The 12,704-nt window shown below is 73.3% G+C and carries 14 protein-coding genes; 3 read left to right on the top strand and 11 right to left on the bottom strand.

The genetic code is table 11. The features are described from left to right. Window positions 1–51: 51 nt before the first annotated feature. The 11 genes from RMN56_RS18020 to RMN56_RS17970 are packed head-to-tail and all read right to left on the bottom strand — an operon-like array spanning window position 52 to window position 10,607. Window positions 52–1,053: an amidohydrolase family protein gene (locus RMN56_RS18020; protein ID WP_313718618.1), complete on the bottom strand. Its 1,002-nt coding sequence runs from the start codon at window positions 1,051–1,053 to the stop codon at window positions 52–54. After that, window positions 1,053–1,577, bottom strand: coding sequence for a 3-hydroxyanthranilate 3,4-dioxygenase (locus RMN56_RS18015; RefSeq protein ID WP_262284602.1), 525 nt, complete (start codon window positions 1,575–1,577; stop codon window positions 1,053–1,055). Before RMN56_RS18015 ends, RMN56_RS18020 begins: the two co-directional genes overlap by 1 nt. Continuing rightward, window positions 1,574–1,996 (bottom strand): RidA family protein, encoded by a 423-nt coding sequence (locus RMN56_RS18010; protein WP_313718617.1) that lies wholly within the window; start codon window positions 1,994–1,996, stop codon window positions 1,574–1,576. Before RMN56_RS18010 ends, RMN56_RS18015 begins: the two co-directional genes overlap by 4 nt. Then, window positions 1,993–2,766 (bottom strand): 2-keto-4-pentenoate hydratase, encoded by a 774-nt coding sequence (locus RMN56_RS18005; protein WP_313718616.1) that lies wholly within the window; start codon window positions 2,764–2,766, stop codon window positions 1,993–1,995. Before RMN56_RS18005 ends, RMN56_RS18010 begins: the two co-directional genes overlap by 4 nt. Beyond that, window positions 2,763–3,827 (bottom strand): 4-hydroxy-2-oxovalerate aldolase, encoded by a 1,065-nt coding sequence (gene dmpG / locus RMN56_RS18000; RefSeq protein WP_313718615.1) that lies wholly within the window; start codon window positions 3,825–3,827, stop codon window positions 2,763–2,765. The genes RMN56_RS18005 and dmpG overlap by 4 nt, the downstream gene beginning before the upstream one ends. Beyond that, window positions 3,824–4,753: an acetaldehyde dehydrogenase (acetylating) gene (locus RMN56_RS17995; protein ID WP_313718614.1), complete on the bottom strand. Its 930-nt coding sequence runs from the start codon at window positions 4,751–4,753 to the stop codon at window positions 3,824–3,826. Before RMN56_RS17995 ends, dmpG begins: the two co-directional genes overlap by 4 nt. After that, the gene (locus tag RMN56_RS17990) at window positions 4,750–5,544 is read right to left on the bottom strand and encodes a 2-keto-4-pentenoate hydratase (RefSeq protein ID WP_313718613.1); all 795 of its coding nucleotides are present in this window, start codon (window positions 5,542–5,544) and stop codon (window positions 4,750–4,752) included. Before RMN56_RS17990 ends, RMN56_RS17995 begins: the two co-directional genes overlap by 4 nt. Before the next feature lie 56 nt (window positions 5,545–5,600). Further along, window positions 5,601–7,082 (bottom strand): 2-hydroxymuconic semialdehyde dehydrogenase, encoded by a 1,482-nt coding sequence (locus RMN56_RS17985; protein WP_313724778.1) that lies wholly within the window; start codon window positions 7,080–7,082, stop codon window positions 5,601–5,603. Between the two features lie 20 nt (window positions 7,083–7,102). Next, window positions 7,103–8,437 carry an FAD-dependent oxidoreductase gene (locus RMN56_RS17980; protein ID WP_313718612.1) on the bottom strand — a complete coding sequence of 445 codons (1,335 nt, stop codon included), beginning with the start codon at window positions 8,435–8,437 and terminating at the stop codon, window positions 7,103–7,105. Next, complete coding sequence (kynU, locus tag RMN56_RS17975; RefSeq protein WP_313718611.1) at window positions 8,434–9,708, bottom strand: kynureninase; 1,275 nt, start codon at window positions 9,706–9,708, stop codon at window positions 8,434–8,436. The genes RMN56_RS17980 and kynU overlap by 4 nt, the downstream gene beginning before the upstream one ends. Before the next feature lie 14 nt (window positions 9,709–9,722). Next, a complete protein-coding gene (locus RMN56_RS17970) occupies window positions 9,723–10,607 on the bottom strand; it encodes a tryptophan 2,3-dioxygenase (protein WP_313718610.1) in 885 nt (294 codons plus the stop codon). Between the two features lie 142 nt (window positions 10,608–10,749). Here RMN56_RS17970 and RMN56_RS17965 point away from each other — a divergent pair, with 142 nt between their 5' ends. The 3 genes from RMN56_RS17965 (at window position 10,750) to RMN56_RS17955 (ending at window position 12,698) form a co-directional block, all read left to right on the top strand. Beyond that, window positions 10,750–11,220: an Lrp/AsnC family transcriptional regulator gene (locus tag RMN56_RS17965; RefSeq protein ID WP_313718609.1), complete on the top strand. Its 471-nt coding sequence runs from the start codon at window positions 10,750–10,752 to the stop codon at window positions 11,218–11,220. 91 nt (window positions 11,221–11,311) lie between these two features. Further along, a complete protein-coding gene (locus RMN56_RS17960) occupies window positions 11,312–11,821 on the top strand; it encodes a hypothetical protein (protein ID WP_313718608.1) in 510 nt (169 codons plus the stop codon). 13 nt (window positions 11,822–11,834) lie between these two features. Next, the gene (locus RMN56_RS17955) at window positions 11,835–12,698 is read left to right on the top strand and encodes a class F sortase (RefSeq protein ID WP_313718607.1); all 864 of its coding nucleotides are present in this window, start codon (window positions 11,835–11,837) and stop codon (window positions 12,696–12,698) included. Window positions 12,699–12,704 lie beyond the last annotated feature (6 nt).

Genomic DNA, 12,704 nt, shown 5'->3' with positions numbered 1-12,704 from the left:
GGTCACCGCGGCCCTCGCACTCACCACCGGCCGCGCGCCGGCCGGCCGCGGTCAGCCGTTCAGGAAGCGCAGGGCGTTGCGGGACAGCAGCTTGTCGCGCTGGTCGGCGGTGAGGAAGTCGGCCTTGCGGACCACCTGGCCGACCGGGCGCTCCCCCAGCGGGTACGGGTAGTCGCTGCCGACCAGCACCCGGTCCTCCCCCATCGTGTCGACGAGCAGCCGCAGCGCGGCCGGGTCGAAGACCACGGAGTCGACGCTGAACCGGTCGACGTAGGCGCTCGGCGGGGCGCTGGACGCGCCACGGACCAGGTCGCCGCGACGGTGCCAGGCGTTGTCGGCGCGGCCCAGCCAGAACGGGAAGCTGCCGCCGCCGTGCGCGAAGCAGATCCGCAGCGAATCCGGCACGCGGTCGAAGACGCCGCCGAGGATCAGCGCCAGCACCGACAGGTGCGTCTCGGCCGGCATCCCGGTCAGCCAGCGGGCCATCCACCGGTCCAGCCGGGGCCCGCCCGGCATGTCCCACGGGTGCACGAAGACCGGCGCGCCCACCTGGGCGCAGTGCGTCAGGAACTGCACGATGCCGGCGTCGTCGAGGTCGCGGTCGCCCACGTGGTTGCCGATCTCCACCCCGGCGTGCCCGGCGGCCAGGCAGCGGTCCAGCTCGGCGCAGGCGGCGTCCGGGTCCTGCAACGGCACCTGGCAGAACGGCACCAGCCGGTCACCGCCGGCCGCGGTGACCGCCAGGGTGAGGTCGTTGAAGATCCGGGCCACCTTGACGGCCTGGTCGGCCGGGCGGTCGTAGCTGAAGAAGACCGGGGTGGGCGAGACGACCTGCACGTCGACGCCGTCCGCGGCCATGTCGGCGAGCCGCGTCTCCGCGTCCCAGCACTCCGCGCCGACCGGCCGGAACTCCGTCTCCCCCACCATGATCATGGCGGCGCGCTCGGAGTCCACCCGGAGCCAGGGCCAGCTGGACCCGCCGCACGCCGCGGCGAGGTCCGGCCACCCCTTGGGTACGACGTGCGTGTGCACGTCGACGACGCGTGGGGGCATCAGCCCTTGCCCGGGTGCAGCGCGCCGCAGTTCGTGCAGGTGCGGGCCTTCTCGTCGGCGTAGAACGCCGCGAAGACCGGCGGCAGGTCGGCGGCGATGTCGCGGACCTGGAGCTCCACCTCGTGCACCTTGTGGCTGCACTCGGTGCAGTACCACTGGAACTTCTCCAGCGTGCCCTCCTCGCGGACCCGCTCGATCACCATGCCGATCGAGCCGGCCTCGGGGCGCTGCGGCGAGTGCGGGGTGTTGCGCGGCAGCATCCACATCTGACCCTCGCGCACGTGGACCGTACGCGGGCCCTCGGGCAGCATGAGGTTGATGTGCATGTTGCCCTTGACCTGGTAGAAGAACTCCTCGTACGGGTCGACGTGGAAGTCGGTCCGCTGGTTCGGGCCGCCCACCACCATGACGATGAAGTCGTCGCTGCCCGGCAGCATCTCCTTGTTGCCCACCGGCGGCTTGAGCAGGTGCTGGTTCTCCCCGATCCAGCCGGAGAAGCTGAACGGCTCGGCGATCTCACTCATGACGGACCTCCCGACGGAAGTAGGGCCACGGCCTGCATCTCGATCAGCAGGTGCGGGTGCGGAAGCTGGTGCACGGCCACCGTGGTCCGGGTCGGCCCGGTGGCGTCGAAGAACTCCGCCCACACCTCGTTGTAGCCACCGAAGTCGTTCATGTTGACCAGGTAGCTGGTGACCTGCACGAGGTCGGCCAGGTCGGCGCCGACCGAGCGGAGCAGGTCGCGGATGTTCCCGATCACGGCCCGGGTCTGTGCCCGGATGTCCAGGTCGGTGGTGCCGAACTCGTCCACCGTCACGCCGGCGAAGGTGTTGTCCGGGCGGCGCGACGACGTGCCCGAGACGAAGACGAACCCGCCGGCGACCTTGACGTGCGGAAAGGCGCCGCGCGGCACGGCCTTCCCGGCGACCACCCGGGCCGTCATGATCCCGCCTTCAGCGACGCGGTGCCGAGCTTCTCCACGACGGCCCGGACGTGCACGCCGGGGCGCAGCGGCACGGCGGCGGTGGCCGCGCCGGCCAGGAAGACCCAGCCCTCGCGGAGCCGCACGCCGTGCCGGCCGGCCAGGCGGATGCCCTCGTCCAGGGCGCGGCGCGGGTCACCGAGGATGGCGGCGGTCGAGCCGACCTGGGCCGCCCGGCCGTCGATCTCCAGCAGCACGCCGAGGTTGTCCAGCCCGTCCGGCACCGGCGACCAGGGCCCCACCACGAACGCGGCGGCCGAGGTGTTGTCGGCGACCACGTCCGGCAGGGAGAAGGTGAAGTTGGCGTACCGGGAGTCGATCAGTTCGAGCGCCGGGGCGACCGCGCGGACCGCCTCGGTGAACGCGCCGATCGGCTCACCGGGCTCGGGGAGGCGGTCCAGCAGGAACGCCACCTCCGGCTCGACCCGGGGGTGGATGAAGCCGGCCACGTCGACGGTGCCGCCGTCGGGCACCCGCATGGCGTCGGTGAGCCGGCCCCAGATCACCTCGTCGACGCCGACCTGGGCCATCTTCGCCTTGCTGGTCAGCCCCATCTTGAGCCCGACCAACCGCTCGCCCCGGTCGAGGCGGCGCTGCAGCAGCGCGGCCTGCACCGCGTACGCGGCGTCCACGTCGAGGCCCGTCTCGGCGGCGAGCTGCGGGATCGCGGTGGCCGTGTCGGCGGCCGCGCCCAGCTTCTCGGCGATCCCCGCGATGTCCGGTCCGATCACGCTGCGTCCCCCTTGCCGGCCAGGTCGAGTGCCACATCCACGATCATGTCCTCCTGGCCGCCGACCATCCGGCGCCGGCCCAGCTCCACCAGGATCGAGCGGACGTCCACCCCGTACTTCGCGGAGGCCCGTTCGGCGTGGCGCAGGAAGCTGGAGTAGACCCCCGCGTACCCGAGGGAGAGCGTCTCCCGGTCGACCTGGACCGGCCGGTCCTGGAGCGGGCGGACCAGGTCGTCGGCCGCGTCCATGAGCGCGAACACGTCGCAGCCGTGCTTCCAGCCGTGCAGTTCGGCGACCGCGACGAAGACCTCCAGCGGCGCGTTGCCGGCGCCCGCGCCCATGCCGGCCAGCGACGCGTCCACCCGGACGGTGCGGCCGTGCGGGGCGCCCGCGCCCGCCGGCCCGGGGCCGGGGATCCGGCCGTGCTCGACCGCCAGCACGCTGTTGGCCACGCCGAGCGACAGGTTGTGGTGGGCGTGGATCCCGATCTGCGTCTCCGGGTCCAGCACCTGCCGGTACGCGTCGACCCGCTGCGCCACGTCGGACATCAGCAGCCGCCCGCCGGAGTCGGTGACGTAGACGCAGTGCGCCCCGTACGACTCCATGAGCTTGGCCTGGGCGGCCAGCCCGGCCGGGTCGTTCATGTGCGACATCATGAGGAACCCGGAGACGTCCATGCCGTTCTCCCGGGCCCAGGAGATGTGCTGGGCGGAGATGTCCGCCTCGGTGCAGTGGGTGGCGATCCGCACGCTGGTCACCCCGAGCGCCTTCGCCGCCTTCAGGTCGGCGATGGTGCCGATGCCGGGCAGCAGCAGGGTGGTGAGCCGCGCGCTGGTCAGCACCTCGGCGGCGGCGGAAATCCAGTCCGCGTCGCCGGCCGCGCCGTGGCCGTAGTTGACGCTGGAGCCGGCCAGGCCGTCGCCGTGCGCCACCTCGATGGCGGCCACGCCGGCCGCGTCGAGCGCGGCGGCGATCGTCCGCACCTGGTCCACGGTGTACCGGTGGGCGATGGCGTGCATGCCGTCGCGCAGCGTCACGTCCTGGATGTAGAGGTCGGTCATCGCGCGGCCACCTTCCGAAGCGCGACCAGCCGCTCGGCGGTGCGCAGCGCGGCCGAGGTCATGATGTCCAGGTTCCCGGCGTACGCGGGCAGGTAGTGCCCGGCGCCGGAGACCTCCAGGAAGACCGACACCTGGAGCCCGGTGAAATGCCGGCCCAGCACCGGCGCGTACGTGTCCACCCGGTCGAACTGCACGTCCTGCTTGAGCCGGTAGCCCGGGACGTACTCCTGCACGGCCTTCACCATGTCGGCGACCGAGGCGGCGATCGCGGCCCGGTCGGCGTCGGCGTCCGGGCAGAGGCAGTAGACGGTGTCCCGCATGAGCAGCGGCGGGTCGGCCGGATTCAGCACGATGATGGCCTTGCCGCGCTCGGCGCCGCCGACCACCTCGATGGCCCGGGCCGTGGTCTCGGTGAACTCGTCGATGTTGGCCCGGGTGCCCGGTCCGGCCGACTTCGAGGCGATCGAGGCGACGATCTCCCCGTACGCGACCGGGGTGACCCGGCCGACCGCGCGCACGATCGGCACGGTGGCCTGCCCGCCGCAGGTCACCATGTTCACGTTGGGCTGGTGCAGGTGCTCGTCGAGGTTGACCGGCGGCACCACGTACGGGCCGATCGCGGCCGGCGTCAGGTCGACCACGGTCCGGCCGTGCGCGCGCAGCACCGCGTCGTGGCGCCGGTGCGCGCCGGCCGAGGTGGCGTCGAAGACCAGCTCCACGTCGGCGAACTCCGGCATGGCCACCAGGCCGTCGACGCCCTCGGCGGTGGTCGCGACGCCGAGCCGGCGGGCCCGGGCCAGACCGTCCGACTCGGGGTCGATGCCGGCCATCGCGACCATCCGCAGGTCGGTGCTGAGCCGCAGTACCTTGATCATCAGGTCGGTGCCGATGTTGCCCGACCCGAGCACCGCCACGCCGACAGTCATGAGGCCTCCTTGGAGAAGCAGGTCCGCACCGAGCCCAGCCCCGAGATGCGCGCCTCGTACGCCGCTCCCGGCGTCACCGGCACCATCGGGCCGAGCGCACCGGAGAGCACCACGTCCCCGGCCCGCAGCGGGTCGCCGGCGCGGGCCATGGTGCCGGCCAGCCAAACGAGTGCGTGCAGGGGATTGCCGAGGCAGGCCGCCCCCGCGCCGACCGAGACGGGCTCACCGGCGTGCTCCAGCACCATGCCGCACAGCCGCAGGTCCACGTCGGACAGCCGCCGGGGCGCGGTGCCGAGCACGAACAGCCCGCTGGAGGCGTTGTCCGCCACGGTGTCCACGATGGAGATGTCCCAGCCGGCGATCCGGGAGTCGACGATCTCAATCGCCGGCAGCACGTGGTCGACGGCCCGGATCAGGTCGACGGTGGTGACCCGCTCGTCGCGCAGGTCCGCGCCGAGCACGAAGGCGATCTCCGCCTCCACCCGGGGCTGGAGCAGCCGGCTCATCGGCACCTCGACGCCGTCACCGACCGCCATGTCGTCGAACAGCACCCCGAAGTCGGGCTGGAAGACGCCGAAGTTCTCCTGCACGGCGCGGGAGGTGAGGCCGATCTTCGCGCCGACCCGGCGGTGGCCCTTGCCGAGCCGCTGCCGGGTGTAGACCTGCTGCACCTGGTAGGCCGCCTCGACGTCGCCCTCCGGCAGCAGCCGCCCGCGCAGCGGCGGGCACGGCTTCTCCGCCTGCCGGGCCACGGCCAGTTCCCGGTTGGCGGCTTCGATGTCCACGGTCATGCCGGCTCCTCGCTGCGTTCGCTTGGGACGCCGGCCATTCTGCCCGGGCCGCGCACTCATGCGAGGTCCACACAGACGTTGGTGAGTTCGGAGTAGAAGTCGAGGGAGTGCACCCCGCCCTCCCGGCCGATGCCCGACGCCTTCACCCCGCCGAACGGGGTGCGCAGGTCGCGCAGGAACCAGGTGTTCACCCAGACGATGCCGGCGTCCAGCCGGGAGCCGGCCCGGTGCGCCCGGCCCACGTCCCGGGTCCAGACCGTCGCCGCCAGGCCGTAGTCGGTGCCGTTGGCCAGGGTGTACGCCTCGTCCTCGTCGTCGAACGGCGCCACGTGCACCACCGGGCCGAAGATCTCCTCGGTGTTGGTGCGGGCGTCCGGGCCCAGCCCGGTGAGCACGGTCGGCTGCACGTACGCGCCGCCGTCGCGGGCGTCGCCGAAGCGCGGCGTGCCGCCCCCGGCGCGCACCTCGGCGCCCTCGGTGCGGGCCAGCTCGTAGTGGCCGAGCACCTTGTCCCGGTGGCCGCGCGAGATCAGCGGCATGTTGACGGTGGCCTCGTCGGCCGGCCAGCCGTACGCCAGCTCGTCCGCGCGCTTGGCCAGCCGGGCGGTGAACTCCTCGAACACCGGCCGCTGCACGTAGATCCGCTCAGTGCAGAGGCAGACCTGGCCGCCGTTGGTGAAGCTGGAGCGGACCGAGCCGGCGACCGCCGCGTCCAGGTCGGCGTCGGCGAAGACCAGGCCGGCGTTCTTGCCGCCCAGCTCGAAGCTGACCGCCTTCACCCCGTCGGCGGCGGCGCGCATGATGGCGCTGCCGGTGGCCGACTCCCCGGTGAAGGTGATCGCGTCGACGCCCGGGTGCCGGGTGAGGTGCTCGCCGGCCGAGCCGGGGCCGAAGCCGTGCACCAGGTTGAACACGCCGTCGGGCACGCCCGCCGCGGCCATCACCTCGGCCAGCAGGGTGGCCGACGCCGGGGTCTCCTCGCTGGGCTTGACCACCACGGCGTTGCCACAGGCCAGGGCCGGGGCGACCTTCCAGGTGAGCAGCAGCAGCGGCAGGTTCCACGGCACGATGATCGCGACCACGCCGACCGGCTTGCGGACCGCGTAGTTCAGCGCCCGGCCGCCGGTCGGGGTGACCGTGGTGAACGACTCGGTCGGCGCGGTCGCCACGATCTCGGCGAACGCCCGGAAGTTGGCCGCCCCGCGCGGGATGTCCAGCGTGCGGGCCTGGGAGATGGCCTTGCCGGTGTCGGCGACCTCGGCGGCGACCAGATCGTCGAAGCGGCGTTCCAGCTCGTCGGCGACCCGGCGGAGCACCTCGGCGCGCTCCCGCTCGCCCATCCGGCCCCACGGGCCGCGCAGCGCCGCCCGGGCGGCGGTCACCGCGTCGTCCACCACGGACTCACCGGCCTCGACGACCTCGAAGACCGGTTCACCGGTGACCGGGCTGCGCTTGGTGAACCGCGGCCCGGCGTCGGTGAAGGACCCGCCGACGAAGTTGCGCAGCAGGCCGGGGCCGTCCGGCGCGTGCCCGGCCATCAGCCGGGGATCCCAGAGGGTCATCCTCGCCTCCCTCGGCGCAGCGCCACCGCCACCCCGGCCAGCGCCGCCACCGCGCCGGCGGCCACCGCCCCCACCATCCCGTACTGGCGGCGCACCCGGCGGCGCACCTCGGCGTACGGGGTGGTGGAGAAGGAGACCAGCTCGTACTGCGAGACGTAGCGGCCGGGCAGGGCGCGCTCCAGCGCGTGCTCGATCTTCTTGCGGGTCTGGAACACCGGCGAGGCGACCTTGTCCCGCATCTCGACGAAGTTGGTCAGCGCCATCCGGGCGATCGCCTCGGCGTTGGCCTGCCGGCGGTGCTGGAACAACGGCAGCGCGGACGCCCACTGGTCGTCGCACTCGTCCAGGCAGCGGTCCAGCTCGACCACGTCCTCGAAGGCGCAGTTCGCGCCCTGGCCGTAGAACGGGACGATGGCGTGCGCCGCGTCGCCGAGCAGGCCGACCCGGCCGTCGGACTGCCACGGGGTGCAGCGGACCGTGCCGAGCACCCCGACCGGGTTGTGCTGGTAGTCGTCGACCAGGTTCGGCGCGAGCGGGACCAGGTCCGGGTAGTGGGTGGCGAAGTACGTCTCGATGGCGGCCGGGCTGCCCAGCGAGGCGAAGCTCTGCGTGCCGTGGGTCGGCCAAAACAGGGTGCAGGTGAAGGAGCGGTCCGGGTTGGGCAGCGCGATCATCATCGAGGTGCCGCGCGGCCAGATGTGCAGCGCGCCCGGGTCCAGGGCGAACTCGCCGCCGATCGGCGGGATGGTGAGTTCCTTGTAGCCGTAGTCGAGGAAGTCGAGGCTCTCGCTCACCGCCCCGTACGCCAGCAGTTGCCCGCGGACGGCGGAGCCGACGCCGTCGGCGCCGAGCACCACCGACGCGGTCTCGCCGACCTTGCCCTGCGGGGTCTCGAAGGTCATCTCACCGGTGGCCGGGTCGAGCCCGACGAGCCGGTGGTCGAACGCGATCCGCACGCCGGGCAGCGCGGTGGCTGCGTCGAGCAGCGCGTTGTTCAGCGCGCCCCGGCTGATCGAGTTGATCGCCCGGTCGCCGGAGACGCTGTACGACTGGAACTGCGGCTCGCCCTCCACCGGGTGGATCATCCGGCCGCGCATCGGCAGCGAGTCGGTCATCACCTGGCGGTCCAGGCCGATGCGGCGCAGCGCGTCCAGGCCGCGCTCGGAGAGCGCCAGGTTGATCGAGCGGCCCCGCTCGACCTTCCCGGTACGCGGGTCCGGCCGCCGCTCGTAGAGGGCGACCGGGTAGCCGCGCCGGGCCAGGAAGCAGGCCAGCAGGCAACCGGCCAGCCCGGCGCCGACGACGGCGATCTCCTCGCGTTCCGTACTCATGAAGTGGCCTCCACGGTGGCGGCCAGCGCGTCGGCGACCCGCCAGCAGTCGTGGTACGTCGAGTAGAGTGGCACCGGCGCGAACCGCACGATGTCGGGCTCCCGGGCGTCGGCGATCACGCCGTGCTCGTGCCGCAGCCGCTTGGTCAGCTGGTTGGCGCTGCCCGCGCCGATCCGCACGGAGAGCTGGCAGCCGCGGCGGGCCGGGTCGCGCGGGGTGACCACGGTCAGCGGCCGGTCGGCGGTCACCTCGTCGAGCAGCCGCTCCAGGTAACCGGTGAGCCGGAGGCTGCGCTCGCGCAGCGCGGGCATGCCGACCGCGTCGAACAGCTCCAGCGAGGTGCGCACCGGGCCCATCGCGAAGATCGGCGGGTTGGAGATCTGCCACGCCTCGACGGTGGCGGGCGGCCGGGACACCGGGGTCATCTCGAACCGGGTGGTCGCCTCGGTGCTCCACCAGCCCTCGAAGCGCGGCAGTGCGGGGTCGCCGAGGTGGCGCTCGTGGACGAAGACGCCGCCGAGGGCACCGGGCCCGGAGTTCAGGTACTTGTAGGAGCACCAGGCGGCGAAGTCGACGTCCCAGTCGTGCAGGGCGAGGGGCACGTTGCCGGCCGCGTGCGCCAGGTCCCAGCCGACGACCGCGCCGGCCGCCCGCCCGGCGGCGGTGATCGCCGGGATGTCCATCAGCTCGCCGGTCAGGTAGTTGACCCCGCCGAGCAGCAGCAGCGCCACGGTGTGCCCCTCGGTGGCCAGGAAGTCCAGGACGTCCTCGGTCCGCAGGGTGTCCTCGCCGGGGCGCGGCCTGAGGCGGACGACGGCGGTGTCCGGGTCGAGGCCGTGGAACCGCGCCTGGCTGCGCACCGCGTAGCTGTCCGAGGGGAAGGCGCTGTCCTCGATGACGATCCGGGTCCGCTCCCCCGCCGGCCGGTAGAAGCTCACCATGAGCAGGTGCAGGTTGACCGTGAGGGAGTTCATCACCACGGTCTCCGCGGGGCGGGCGCCGACCAGTCGCGCGGCCGGCGCGGTCAGGAGTTCGTGGTACGGCAGCCAGGGCCGCTCCGCCTCCAGATGCCCCTCCACGCCCAGCCGCCGCCAGGCGTCCAGGTCGGCCAGAAGCTCCTCCCGGGTGGCCCGCGGTTGCAGGCCGAGCGAGTTGCCGGCCAGGTACGCCACCTCGGGGTAGCGCCCGCCCTCGGCCGGCGGCACCAGGAACAGGTGCCGGTGGCCGGGGTCGGCGGCGTCGAGCGTCCGGGCCTCTTCTTCGGTGTGCATGCTGTTCTCTCCGGTCACATCGCGGTCCGGGCCGACCACAGCTCCGGGAAGACCACCCGGGCCATGCTCCGCTGCAACCAGGCCAGCCCGGCGGAGCCGCCGCTGCCGACCTTGGCGCCCATCGAGCGCTGCACCGCCTTGACATGGTGCCAGCGCCAGTCGCCGAACCCCTCGGCCACCTCGCTCAGCGCCTCGCCGAGCAGGCGCAGGTGGTTGTCGGGGCCGCCGTCGGCGTAGATCCGCACCCACGCCGCCTCGACGGCCGGGTGCGGCTCGTGCTCGGCCGTCACGTCCCGGTCCAGCAGGTCGGCGGGCAGCTCGAAGCCGCGCCGGGCGAGCAGCGCCACCACGTCGTCCCAGAGGCTCGGCGTGGCCAGCGCGGCGGTCAGCTCGGCGTGCACCTCGGTCTGCCGGCGGAACGGGCGGATCAGCGCCGGGTCACGCAGGCCGAGCAGGAACTCCAGCTGCCGGTACATGGCCGACTGGAAGCCGGAGCCCTCGCCGAGCCGGTCGCGGAACCGGTTGAAGTCGGCCGGCGTCATCCAGCGCAGCCCCTGCCAGGCGGCGTTGAGCCCCTCCAGGTGCAGGGCGGCGCGGCGCAGCGGGGGCAGCGCGTCCCAGATCCGGTTGGCCCGCAGCTCACGCTGGGCGTGCCGCAGCTCGTGGCAGGTCAGCTTGAAGTACAGCTCCATGATCTGACTGACCATGAGGAAGGACATCTCGCCCGGGTCGTCGCTGAGCGGCTGCTGGAGCTGGTGCAGCGTGCTCGCGTGCACGTAGGCGTCGTAGGGCACCCGGTCGGCGAACTCCAGGGTGGGTTTGCCACCGTTGCGCGCCGCCCGTGCCGCCCGCTGCTGCGGGGTGGCCGGCCGCACCGCTGTCGTCTGTTCCACCGTCATCTCCCTCCGTACGCCGGGGTAGACGACATGATGCCGCTGGTTGATCCGCGAATGGAATGCCTGTTCGACGGCGCTACGGTGGTCTCACCTATCGCGTCGAAGGCGTCTCCGCCCCTCGACTTCACGGAAGAAAGGTCACCGCGTGGACGAGATGGACTGGGCGCTGCTGCGCGAGCTCCAGGCCGACGCACGGCTCTCCTACAGCGAGCTGTCCCGCCGGGTGCACCTGTCCCCGCCCGCCGTGGCCGAGCGGGTGCGGCGGCTGGAGGAGTCCGGTGTGATCACCGGCTACCACGCGCACGTGGACCTCACCCGGGCCGGCCGGACCGTGCTCGCACTGATCCGGATGTCCTGCTACGGGTCCCGGTGCATCCTCAACGACCCCGCCGTGGCGGACTGGCCGGAGATCATGGAGATCCACCGGATCACCGGCGACGCGTGCAGCATGCTCAAGGTGGCCGCGGGCACGATGGGCGAGTTCGAGGGGGTCATCGACCGGCTGGCCCCGTACGGCCAGCCGTCCAGCACCATGGTGCTCTCCACCCCCCTGGACTGGCACCCGGTCACCCCGCTCCCGCCGCCCGGGGCGTCCCCTACCGGCCGGCGCCGCTGATCCGCCCCGGGTTTGCCCCCACGTCAGGGGGAATGCATCCCGCGCTGCCCGTCAGCAGGATTCCGGTGCACCGCACCGGAAGGGGGGAATCATGCGAGGGCTCCTGTCACACCGCGCGCTCTGGGCCGTTCTGGGCCTGCTCGGCCTGGTCGCGGCGTTCGTCCTGACCACCGCCGCTCCGGCCCGCGCCGGGGAGAACGTCTTCGTCGAGGTGACGCCGAACAGCGTCCAGGCCGGCTCCCGGGTGAGCATCCGGGCCAGCTGCGACGGCAACAACGACCGGCAGGCCCAGGTCACCTCGGACGCCTTCGGGCGGGTGATGCTCCGGCCGGACAACGGCTTCCTGACCGGGGCGGTCACCATTCCCGGCAACAAGGCGCCCGGCGACTACCCGGTGAACCTGGACTGTTCCAACGGGAAGACCGCCTCGACCATGCTCACCGTGCTGAACATGGCCCAGCCGAGCAAGGGCCCGGCGACCGGCGGCGGGGGCACGGCGGGCGGCCGGGGTGCCGGCTCGCTGCTGCTGGTCGGCGGCCTGGTCGTGGTGGCCGTGGTGGCCGGGGTGGGCGCCCGCCGCAAGTCCGGCAGTCGCGTCTGACGGGGGTGCGGCCATGGCCCGCTCACCGCGCCGCCACGACCGCACCGGTCCCGGGCCGGACCCGCGCCGGGCCGCCCGTCGGGGCCGGCACCGGACCGGCTCCCGGGTCGCCGCCGGCCTGCGGCTGGTGTCCCGCGCCTCACGCCGGTTCACCCGCGCCGCCGGCCACGCCTTCTCGGCCAGCGTCACCACCGCGGACCCGCAGGCCCGCCCGGTGCCGCCGGCACGGCAGGGCCCGGCCGCCGGCCGCTGGCGGTACGCCGCCCAGCGCGGCCCCGGCGTCCCGGTGCTGGTGGTCGCGGCGCTGATGGCGCTGATCGTGGCGATGCTCGGCGTGGAACGGCTGACCGGCATCAGCGTGCTGCCGGAGCAGCTCACCGCGAGCCTGCGCCCGCCGCCGAAGAAGTTCCCGGTGCTGTCCGGCAGCCCACCGACCGACCTGACGATCGGCAAGATCGACCTGCGGGCGCCGGTGCACCGGGTGGGCATCGCACCGGACGGCAGCATCGCGGTGCCGGACGTCGGCCGGGCCGGCGAGGTCGGCTGGTACGAGCAGGGACCGACCCCCGGGCAGTACGGCCCGGCGGTCTTCGTCGGGCACGTCGACACCACCACCGGGCCGGCCGTCTTCCACGACCTCAAGGACCTCGACGACGGCGACCGGATCGAGGTGGCCCGGCAGGACCACTCGGTGGCCGTCTTCGAGGTGACCTCCATCGAGCGGTACGGCAAGGAGCGGCTGCCCGTGCGGGAGGTCTACGGCGACTTCAGCCGGCCCAACCTGCGGCTGATCACCTGCGGCGGGCGCTGGGTGGGCGGCGAGACCGGGTACGCGGACAACCTGGTGGTCTACGCCTCGCTGGTGAAGGCGCGCTGAGCGGCC

The sequence above is a fragment of the Micromonospora halotolerans genome, assembly GCF_032108445.1.
In the GTDB taxonomy this organism is placed as follows: domain Bacteria; phylum Actinomycetota; class Actinomycetes; order Mycobacteriales; family Micromonosporaceae; genus Micromonospora; species Micromonospora halotolerans.
The sequence above is the reverse complement of the archived record's forward strand: the minus strand, read 5'-3'. Positions and strand labels throughout refer to the sequence as shown.

Excerpts from the sequence above, each read along its gene's own strand:
- RMN56_RS17995 (WP_313718614.1), bottom strand. The coding sequence starts at position 4,753 with ATGACTGTCGGCGTGGCGGTGCTCGGGTCGGGCAACATCGGCACCGAC.
- RMN56_RS17970 (WP_313718610.1), bottom strand. The coding sequence starts at position 10,607 with ATGACGGTGGAACAGACGACAGCGGTGCGGCCGGCCACCCCGCAGCAG.
- dmpG (WP_313718615.1), bottom strand. The coding sequence starts at position 3,827 with ATGACCGACCTCTACATCCAGGACGTGACGCTGCGCGACGGCATGCAC.
- RMN56_RS17955 (WP_313718607.1), top strand. The coding sequence starts at position 11,835 with ATGGCCCGCTCACCGCGCCGCCACGACCGCACCGGTCCCGGGCCGGAC.
- RMN56_RS18010 (WP_313718617.1), bottom strand. The coding sequence starts at position 1,996 with ATGACGGCCCGGGTGGTCGCCGGGAAGGCCGTGCCGCGCGGCGCCTTT.
- RMN56_RS17985 (WP_313724778.1), bottom strand. The coding sequence starts at position 7,082 with ATGGCCGGGCACGCGCCGGACGGCCCCGGCCTGCTGCGCAACTTCGTC.
- RMN56_RS18015 (WP_262284602.1), bottom strand. The coding sequence starts at position 1,577 with ATGAGTGAGATCGCCGAGCCGTTCAGCTTCTCCGGCTGGATCGGGGAG.
- RMN56_RS17980 (WP_313718612.1), bottom strand. The coding sequence starts at position 8,437 with ATGAGTACGGAACGCGAGGAGATCGCCGTCGTCGGCGCCGGGCTGGCC.
- RMN56_RS17960 (WP_313718608.1), top strand. The coding sequence starts at position 11,312 with ATGCGAGGGCTCCTGTCACACCGCGCGCTCTGGGCCGTTCTGGGCCTG.
- kynU (WP_313718611.1), bottom strand. The coding sequence starts at position 9,708 with ATGCACACCGAAGAAGAGGCCCGGACGCTCGACGCCGCCGACCCCGGC.
- RMN56_RS17990 (WP_313718613.1), bottom strand. The coding sequence starts at position 5,544 with ATGACCGTGGACATCGAAGCCGCCAACCGGGAACTGGCCGTGGCCCGG.
- RMN56_RS18020 (WP_313718618.1), bottom strand. The coding sequence starts at position 1,053 with ATGCCCCCACGCGTCGTCGACGTGCACACGCACGTCGTACCCAAGGGG.